The 8,169-nt window shown below is 70.2% G+C and carries 6 protein-coding genes and 1 pseudogene; 1 reads left to right on the top strand and 6 read right to left on the bottom strand.

Features of this window, described 5'->3' with window-relative positions:
• Positions 1 to 62: 62 nt before the first annotated feature.
• The 6 genes from FV223_RS14285 to FV223_RS14260 form a co-directional block, all read right to left on the bottom strand.
• Positions 63 to 986 (bottom strand): D-alanine--D-alanine ligase, encoded by a 924-nt coding sequence (locus FV223_RS14285; protein WP_147727668.1) that lies wholly within the window; start codon positions 984 to 986, stop codon positions 63 to 65.
• 104 nt (positions 987 to 1,090) lie between these two features.
• Positions 1,091 to 2,104 carry a UDP-N-acetylmuramate dehydrogenase gene (gene murB, locus FV223_RS14280; RefSeq protein ID WP_246686439.1) on the bottom strand — a complete coding sequence of 338 codons (1,014 nt, stop codon included), beginning with the start codon at positions 2,102 to 2,104 and terminating at the stop codon, positions 1,091 to 1,093.
• On the bottom strand, positions 2,101 to 2,640 hold the full coding sequence (locus tag FV223_RS14275; RefSeq protein ID WP_147727667.1) for an endonuclease domain-containing protein: 540 nt from the start codon (positions 2,638 to 2,640) through the stop codon (positions 2,101 to 2,103). The genes murB and FV223_RS14275 overlap by 4 nt, the downstream gene beginning before the upstream one ends.
• Positions 2,641 to 2,646: 6 nt before the next feature.
• A complete protein-coding gene (murC, locus tag FV223_RS14270) occupies positions 2,647 to 4,053 on the bottom strand; it encodes a UDP-N-acetylmuramate--L-alanine ligase (RefSeq protein ID WP_147727666.1) in 1,407 nt (468 codons plus the stop codon).
• 52 nt (positions 4,054 to 4,105) lie between these two features.
• On the bottom strand, positions 4,106 to 5,215 hold the full coding sequence (murG, locus tag FV223_RS14265; protein WP_147727665.1) for an undecaprenyldiphospho-muramoylpentapeptide beta-N-acetylglucosaminyltransferase: 1,110 nt from the start codon (positions 5,213 to 5,215) through the stop codon (positions 4,106 to 4,108).
• Positions 5,212 to 6,378: a putative peptidoglycan glycosyltransferase FtsW gene (locus tag FV223_RS14260; RefSeq protein WP_147727664.1), complete on the bottom strand. Its 1,167-nt coding sequence runs from the start codon at positions 6,376 to 6,378 to the stop codon at positions 5,212 to 5,214. The genes murG and FV223_RS14260 overlap by 4 nt, the downstream gene beginning before the upstream one ends.
• Positions 6,379 to 6,632: 254 nt before the next feature.
• On the opposite strand from FV223_RS14260, the pseudogene FV223_RS14255 reads away from it, so the two are divergent.
• Positions 6,633 to 8,090, top strand: a pseudogene (locus FV223_RS14255) (PAS domain-containing methyl-accepting chemotaxis protein); the annotation flags it as partial.
• Between the last annotated feature and the right edge of the window lie 79 nt (positions 8,091 to 8,169).

Below are 8,169 nucleotides of genomic sequence, written 5' to 3'. Positions count from 1 at the left end.
GGCGAGGACGCCGCCGACGAGGCGCGCGGCTGGACCGGTCGCGCCGGGAAACCCAGCGGGGCTCAGCGGCCCAGAGACGCGTCCTCCACCATCCATCGCACGAACTCACCGAAACGATACCCAGCATGGGCGGCCATGTCCGGCACAAGGCTGGTCTGGGTCATGCCGGGTTGCGTGTTGACCTCCAGGACGACGAGGGCACCGGTTCCACCCGGTGTGTCGTCGTAGCGAAGGTCGGCACGGCTGACGCCCCGGCAGCCCAGTGCTTGATGCGCCGTTAACGACAACTCTTGGACACGCTGGTAAACATTTGGTTTAAGTTCGGCCGGCAGGACGTGGATCGAGCCTCCCGGCGCGTACTTCGCGTCGTAGTCGTACCACCCCCCCGAGGCGGCCTTGATCTCGATCACGCCGAGGGCCCGGTCGCCCATCACCGCGCAGGTGAGCTCGCGGCCCGCAACGTAAGTCTCCACAAGGACTTCCTCCCCGAACGCCCATTCGTCCGAGGCCAGGATCTGCGGCGGATGCGAGCGCCCGTCGCGGACGATGATCACGCCCATCGAGGAGCCTTCGGAGACCGGCTTGACGACGTAGGGCGGGGCGATCGGGTGTGACTTCGCGGCATCATGCCGGTTAACGACCAGCCCTTCCGGGACGCTGACGCCGGCCGCCCGCATCACCACCTTGGCCCGCTCCTTTTGCATGGCGAGCGCGGAAGCGAGCACGCCCGAATGCGTGTAGGGAATGCGCAGGATCTCGAGCAGGCCCTGGATCGTGCCGTCCTCGCCCGCCGGCCCGTGCAGCGCGTTGAAGGCTGCATCGGGCCGAAGCTCGGTCAGCACCGATGCGATGTCGGCCCCGACGTCGACGCGGGTGACGCGATAGCCCTCTCCCTCCAGCGCGTCGGCGCAGGCGGTACCCGAATTCAGCGAGACCTCGCGCTCGGAGGAGGTGCCGCCCATCAGGACGGCGACGTGCTTGGACATGGAGGGCTCCGGGGCGCGTGTCGAAGGGGGACGAACGGGCGGCCGGCGCCCGTGTTCAGATAGCCTCTGCCCAGCCCACGCTGTTTGCGAACGCGGACGAGGGGTCAGAGGTCACGATAGGCCTTCCCGTCTTCGGGACCTGCCCACTCGGAAAAGGTGCCGAACGGATCGCCGGTCAGCGTAGGCGTCGATCTGTCGACGGAGATTCCGATCCGCTTGATCTCCCAGTGCAGCTCGACCCCGCTGGTCTCGCGCACCCGCCGGCGCACCTCCTCGCCAAGCTCCTCGATGTCGGCGGCCGTGGCGCCGTCGCGATTGATCAGGAAGTTGCAGTGCATCTCGGAGACCTGCGCGCCGCCCCGCGTCAGGCCGCGGCAGCCGGCGGCGTCGACGAGCTGCCACGCCTTGCCGCCCGGCGGGTTCTTGAAGGTCGAGCCGCCGGTGCGCTCACGGATCGGCTGCGCGGCTTCCCGCGCCGCGGTCACCCGCGCCATCTCCGCCTCGATCGCCGCGCGCTCGCCGGGGCGGCCGCGGAACAGGGCGCTCGTGAAGATCACGTCGTCGGGCGCCGCCGCATGACGGTAGGTGAAGCCCATCTCGGCATGGCCGAAGCGGCGGAGCGCGCCGCGCCGGTCGACCCCGCGCGCCTCGAGGAGCACGTCGGTGGTCTCGCCGCCATGGGCGCCGGCGTTCATGCGCAGGGCGCCGCCGACCGAGCCCGGGATGCCGCGGAAGAAGGCGAGCCCGTCGAGCGACGCTTCGGCCGCCGCCTTCGCCAGGCGCATGTCGGGCACGGCGGTGCCGGCCTGCAGGCGGTCGCCGTCGACCTCCACCGCTCCGAACGCCTTGCCGCCGAGCCGGATCGTCACGCCGGGAATGCCGCCGTCGCGCACGATCAGGTTCGAGCCGAGCCCGATCACCGTCACCGGGATCTCGGGATCGAGACCGGCCAGGAGGTGGGCGAGATCCTCCTCGTCGGCCGGCGTGAACAGCACCTGCGCCGGGCCGCCGACGCGGAACCAGGTCAGGTCGGACAACGCCGCGTTCACCAGCAGCCGCCCCCGCAGGGCCGGCGCGGCGGCGCGGATCGCCGGCGTGATGTCGGGGAAGGCGGTCATCGGTTCGCTCCCCCTCTCCCCGCACGCGGGGAGAGGGCTTCGTCGACCCCGTCGTCGACGAAGCGAGGCGGCAGCCGAGGGTGAGGGGGCGGGGTCAGGACGGGTGCGTCCGGCGACGTCCCCTCACCATCGCCCTTCGGGCTAGCCACGCCGACGACGAGGTCGTCGCGGCCCTCTCCCCGCGTGCGGGGAGAGGGGGGGAGCGCGCTGAAGATCGTATCGAGAACGACTGACGGGCTGCTCATGATCTCCGCGTTCCAAAACCGCAGGACGCGGTAGCCCAGATCGGCCAGCCATGCATCGCGAGCGCGGTCGTAGGCATTGTCGGCGTGCTGGCTGCCATCGATCTCGATGATCAGCTTCGCCTCACGGCAGCAGAAATCGGCCACGTAGCGGCCGATGCTCTCCTGCCGAACGAACTTGAACACGGCCAGCCGCCGATCGCGCAAGCGATACCACAGCGTCCGTTCGGCCTCGGTCTGCCCCTGCCGAAGGCGCCGCCGAAATGCCGTGCGCTCGCTGTCGGCCGGGCTCATTCGAGCTCACCCCTTGAACGCCGCCAGCTCCGCCGGCAGCGCGTAGGCCCATTGCGTGATGTTGCCGGCGCCGAGGCAGACGACGTAGTCGCCCTCGGTCGCGTGCGCGGCCACGATCCCGGCGAGGTCTTCCGGGCGCTCGAGCGCCTGCGCGTCGCGGTGGCCGCGGGAGCGCAGGCCGGCGACGAGGCCGTCGCGGTCGATGCCCTCGATCGGCGCCTCGCCCGCCGCGTAGACGGGGGCGACGATGACCGTGTCGGCATCGTTGAAGCAGGTGCAGAAATCGTCGAACAGCGAGGCGAGGCGCGAGTAGCGGTGCGGCTGCACGATCGCGATCACCTTCGCGTCGGTGGAGGCGCGGGCGGCCTTGAGCACCGCCTTGATCTCCACCGGATGGTGCCCGTAATCGTCGAAGATCTGGGCGCCGTTCCATTCGCCGGTGCGGGTGAAGCGGCGCTTGACGCCGCCGAACCCGGCCAGCGCCTTGCGGATCGCGTCCGCCGGCACGCCGAGCTCGTGCGCGACGGCCAGCGCCGCGGTGGCATTGAGCGCGTTGTGCTTGCCCGGCATCGGCAGGACGAGGTCCTCCATCTCCATGCGGAAGCCCGGACGCCGGTCGCGGATCATCACGCGGAAGCGGCTCTGACCGCCGCGCAGGTCCACGTCGATGAGGCGCACGTCGGCCTGCGGGTTCTCGCCGTAGGTGATGATGCGGCGGTCCTCGATGTGGCCGACGAGGTCCTGGACGACGGGATGGTCGATGCACATCACCGCGAAGCCGTAGAACGGGATGTTGTCGATGAAGCGCCGGAAGGCGTCCTTGACCGCGTCGAACGAGCCGAAATGGTCGAGATGCTCCGGGTCGATGTTGGTGACGATGGCGACGTCGGCCGGCAGCTTCAGGAAGGTGCCGTCGGATTCGTCGGCCTCCACCACCATCCATTCGCCCTCGCCCATGCGGGCGTTGGTGCCGTACGCGTTGATGATGCCGCCGTTGATCACCGTCGGGTCCATGTTGCCGGCGTCGAGCAGCGTCGCGACGAGGGAGGTCGTCGTGGTCTTGCCGTGGGTGCCGGCGATGGCGACGCAGGACTTGAAGCGCATCAGCTCGGCCAGCATCTCGGCCCGGCGCACCACCGGCAGCCGAGCCTCGCGCGCGGCCATCAACTCGGGGTTGTCGCGCTGGATCGCGGTCGAGACGACCACGAGGCCGGCATTCTCGACGTTGGCGGCGGCATGGCCGACGAAGGTCCTCATGCCCTTGTCGGCCAGCCGCCGCACGTTGGCGTTGTCCGAGGCGTCGGAGCCCTGCACCGTGTAGCCGAGGTTGTGCATCACCTCGGCGATGCCGGACATGCCGATGCCGCCGATGCCGATGAAGTGGATGGGACCGAGCTTGTCGGGCAGCTTCATGGGAGGAACCGTTCGATGACGGGACTGCGCGGAGGCATGCGTCCCGGAAGAATCAGGTGCGGGCGGCCGTGTCGACGACCACCGCGGCGAGCCGCTCGGCGGCGTCGTGGATGCCGGCGCTTTTCGCGGCTTGTGCCGCCGCGGTCAATTTCTCGGGATTCGCGAAGGCGTCGACCAGCTCCGCGGTGAGCCGGTCCGGCGTGAACGCGGTCTGCGCGACGGCCAGGGCCGCGCCGATCTTGGCCAGCGTCGCGGCGTTGGCGGCCTGGTCCTGGTCGAGCGCCCCGGGCAGCGGCACCAGGATCGACGGCCGGCCGATGGCGGCGAGCTCCGAGACCGTCGAGGCGCCCGAGCGGGCGACCACGAGGTGGCTCGCTGCCATCCGCCCCGGCAGGTCCTTGAAGAACGGCGCCGCCTCGATGCCGGCGAGCCCCATGGCGAGGTAGTCGTTCTGCACCGCCGTCAGGTCCTCGGGGCGGACCTGCTGCACGAGGTGGAGGCGGGCCCGCAGGTCGGCCGGAAGCTGCGCCAGGGCTTTTGGCACGACCTCGCCCATCACCCGCGCGCCCTGGCTTCCGCCGAAGACGAGGAGGTGCAGGGCGTCCGCCGGCCCGAGCCGCGGATAGGCGACCTTCGCGGCCTCGAACACCGCCGGGCGCAACGGGTTGCCGGTGTGGACGCGGGGGGCACGCGCCTTGTCGGGGACGCCGCGGACCTCCTTGAAGCCGGTGGCGATGGTGCGGGCGCCGCGCGCCAGGAAGGCGTTGGCCCGCCCCATCACCGCGTTCTGCTCGTGGATGATCGTCGGCACGCGCAGGATCTGGCCGGCGAGCATCGGCGGCACGGTCGGGTAGCCGCCGAAGCCGACGATCGCCGCCGGGTTGATGCGCTTGACCGCCTTGGCCGCCTCCGCGAAGCCGCGGCCCAGCGTCAGCACCGCGCCGGCCCGGCGCAGCATCGAGCGGCCGGACGGGGTCGCCGAGGTGATGGTGACGATCTCGGAGGCCGGGAAGCCGCCGCTGATCGAGTCGACCCGCGCGTCGGTGGCGAGCACCACGCGGATGCCCCGCGCCCGCAGCGCGTGGGCGAGGCTCTCGGCCGGGAACAGGTGGCCGCCGGTGCCGCCGGCGCAGAGCAGGATGGTCGGCGTGAACACCGTCACCGCATGACTCCGGCGACGGTGGCCGGCGCGGTGCCGGGCGGCTTCTGGCTCAGCATCGTGGTGCGCGGGCGCTTGCGGGTGAGCGCCACGAGGAAGCCCATGCCGAGCGCGAGCGAGATCAGCGACGAGCCGCCGTAGGAGACGAACGGCAGCGTCATGCCCTTGGCCGGCATGAGCTGGGTGTTCACCGCCATGTTGATGCAGGCCTGGAGGCCGAAGAGCGTGATCAGACCGGTGATGGCGAGCCTCGAGAAGGTGTCGTCGGTGCGGCGCGCGAGCTTGAGCCCGCGCAGCACGATGTAGGCGAACAAAGCGACGAGGCAGAGGCAGACCAGCACGCCGAACTCCTCGCCGGTCACCGAGAAGATGAAGTCGGTATGGGCGTCGGGCAGGTGGCGCTTGGCGATCCCCTCCCCCGGGCCGGTGCCGAACCAGCCGCCGGAGCGGAACGATTCCTGCGACCAGAAGGTCTGGAAGCTGTCGCCCGAATCCTTGTCGAGGAAGCGGTTGAAGCGCTCGCGGACGTGGTGGAAGAAGGTGTAGGCGGCGAACACCCCGGTCAGGCCGAGCACGCCGAGCACCGCCACCCAGATCAGGTGCAGGCCGGCGACGAAGAACAGCGCGCACCACACCAGCGTGATCAGCATCGTCTGCCCGAAATCGGGCTGCAGCAGCAGCGGCACGATGGTGATCGGCAGGAGCAGGATCGCAAGGAAGCCGCCCGGCATGTCGCGGCGCTGCGCGCCCTCCGAGAACGCCCAGGCGGCGACCACGACGAAGGCGGGCTTGACGAACTCCGAGGGCTGCAGGCCGAACGAGCCGAACTGGATCCAGCGGTGGGCGCCCTTGATCTCCGGCCCGAACTTGCCGGCGAGGAGGCACAGCGCGACGCCCGCGAGCCAGGTGCCGAGCGCCAGCCGGCGGATGCCGCGCAAGCTCAGGAACGAGACCGCGCAGATCAGCAGGATCGTCGGCGCGAGGTACATCGCCTGGCGGTTGAGAAAGTAGAAGGTCGGCAAGCCGATGCGCTCGGCTACCGGCGGCCCGCCGCCCATGAGGAAGACGAGGCCGGCGACCATCAGGGCGGCGAGCGCCGCGAGCAGGCCGCGGTCGACCGTCCACCACCAGTCGGTCAGGGGCGTGCGTTCCGCGCGGGAGATCATGGGCGTGCGACGGCCTTGCGAGCGGTCGCGCAGGGGCACGCGACGGTCGAGAGCGATCCTGTCCGCGAATGGTAAACGCATCCTTGCGAAACCGCGCCGGAGCCGCCGCCCGTCCCGTCAACCCCCGGCGCCTCCTCGCCGATCGGTCGCGCCACGGTCGACCGAATACGAAATCTTAACAGCAAAAACGCAATCTTGGATTGTGTTCACTTCGGCATCGCATCGCGAAGATGCCGCGCCGGGACGATCCGCCCATGTTCGCTGCACGCAAGACTGTCGAAGCCGCCGCCAAGCTTGCCGCCCTCGACCGGGTGCAGGGGGTGATCGAGTTCGACCTCTCGGGCCGCATCCTCCACGCCAACGCGAATTTTCTCGCAGCTGTGGGCTACAGCCTGCCCGAGCTGGTCGGGCAGCCGCATGCGATGCTGGTCGATCCGCAGTACCGGGACTCGGCGGAGTACAAGGCGTTCTGGGATCGTCTCCGCAGCGGCGCGTTCAGCGCGGGCCAGTTCCGGCGGATGGCGAAGGGCGGCCGCGACATCTGGATCGAGGCCTCCTACAACCCGATGATCGGGCGTGACGGCAAGCCCTACAAGGTGGTGAAGTTCGCCACCGACATCACGCAGCAGAAGGCCGAGGATGCCGACCGGGCCGGCCAGATCGCGGCGATCGACAAGGCGCAAGGGGTGATCGCCTTCGATCTGGACGGCACCATCCTCGAGGCCAACGCGAACTTCCTCGCCGTGGTGGGCTACGACCTCTCCGAGGTCCGCGGCCGCCCGCACAGCATGTTTGTCGAGCCGGCCTACGGGCAGAGCGCGGACTACGCGGCGTTCTGGGCGGCGCTGAAGCGCGGCGAGTACCAGGCGGCGCAGTACAAGCGCATCGCGAAGGGCGGCCGCGAGGTCTGGATCCAGGCGACCTACAACCCGATCTTCGACGCCTCGAACCGCCCCTACAAGGTCGTGAAGCTCGCCACCGACATCACCGATCAGGTCATGCTGCTGGCCAACCTCCGCAGGCTGATCGAGCGCAACTTCTCCGAGATCGACCAGGCGATCACCCGCTCGGCGGACGGGTCGGGCGCGGCATTCGCGGCCGCGGAGACGACGTCGGGCAACGTGGCGACGATGGCGGCGGCGGCGGAGGAACTGGCCGCCTCCGTCGCCGAGATCTCCCTGAGCATGGGATATTCGCGCGGGGCGACCGACGCCGCCTTCGAGCGGGTCCAGGCGGCCGGCGGGTTCACCCAGCGCCTCTCGGAGGCTGCCGGGTCGATGAGCGGCATCGTCGGGCTGATCCAGTCGATCGCCGCGCAGATCAACCTGCTCGCGCTCAACGCCACCATCGAGGCGGCGCGTGCCGGAGAAGCCGGACGCGGCTTCGCGGTCGTCGCGAGCGAGGTCAAGAACCTCGCCAACCAAGCCGCCCGTGCGACGGAGCAGATCGGCGCCGAGATCAACGGCCTGCAGGGCCTGTCGAGCGAGGTGGTCGGCGCCCTCGATGCGATCAGCGGCTCGGTCGACATCATGCGCGAGAACGTCGTCGCGACGGCGAGCGCGGTCGAGGAGCAGAGCATCGTCACGCGCGACCTGTCGCAGAGCATGCAGGCCGCGGCCCAGGCCGTCGCGGCGATCACGGCCAACATCAGCACGATCTCGGGCTCGGTGACGGAGGTCTCCGTCGCGGTGGCGACGACGCGCGAAGCCGCGTCCGGCTTCTCCGGCACGCGCCGCCTCGATGGTGGCGTTGAGCGCGAGCAGGTTGATCTGCGCGGCGATCGACTGGATC

This window comes from Methylobacterium sp. WL116 (genome assembly GCF_008039455.1).
In the GTDB taxonomy this organism is placed as follows: domain Bacteria; phylum Pseudomonadota; class Alphaproteobacteria; order Rhizobiales; family Beijerinckiaceae; genus Methylobacterium.
Note: the sequence above shows the minus strand (reverse complement) of the source record. Positions and strands in the feature narration are given on the sequence as shown.

What these genes read in the sequence shown, in the direction of transcription:
- FV223_RS14260 (WP_147727664.1), bottom strand. Translation starts at nt 6,378, where the DNA reads ATGATCTCCCGCGCGGAACGCACGCCCCTGACCGACTGGTGGTGGACG.
- FV223_RS14275 (WP_147727667.1), bottom strand. Translation starts at nt 2,640, where the DNA reads ATGAGCCCGGCCGACAGCGAGCGCACGGCATTTCGGCGGCGCCTTCGG.
- murC (WP_147727666.1), bottom strand. Translation starts at nt 4,053, where the DNA reads ATGAAGCTGCCCGACAAGCTCGGTCCCATCCACTTCATCGGCATCGGC.
- FV223_RS14285 (WP_147727668.1), bottom strand. Translation starts at nt 986, where the DNA reads ATGTCCAAGCACGTCGCCGTCCTGATGGGCGGCACCTCCTCCGAGCGC.
- murB (WP_246686439.1), bottom strand. Translation starts at nt 2,104, where the DNA reads ATGACCGCCTTCCCCGACATCACGCCGGCGATCCGCGCCGCCGCGCCG.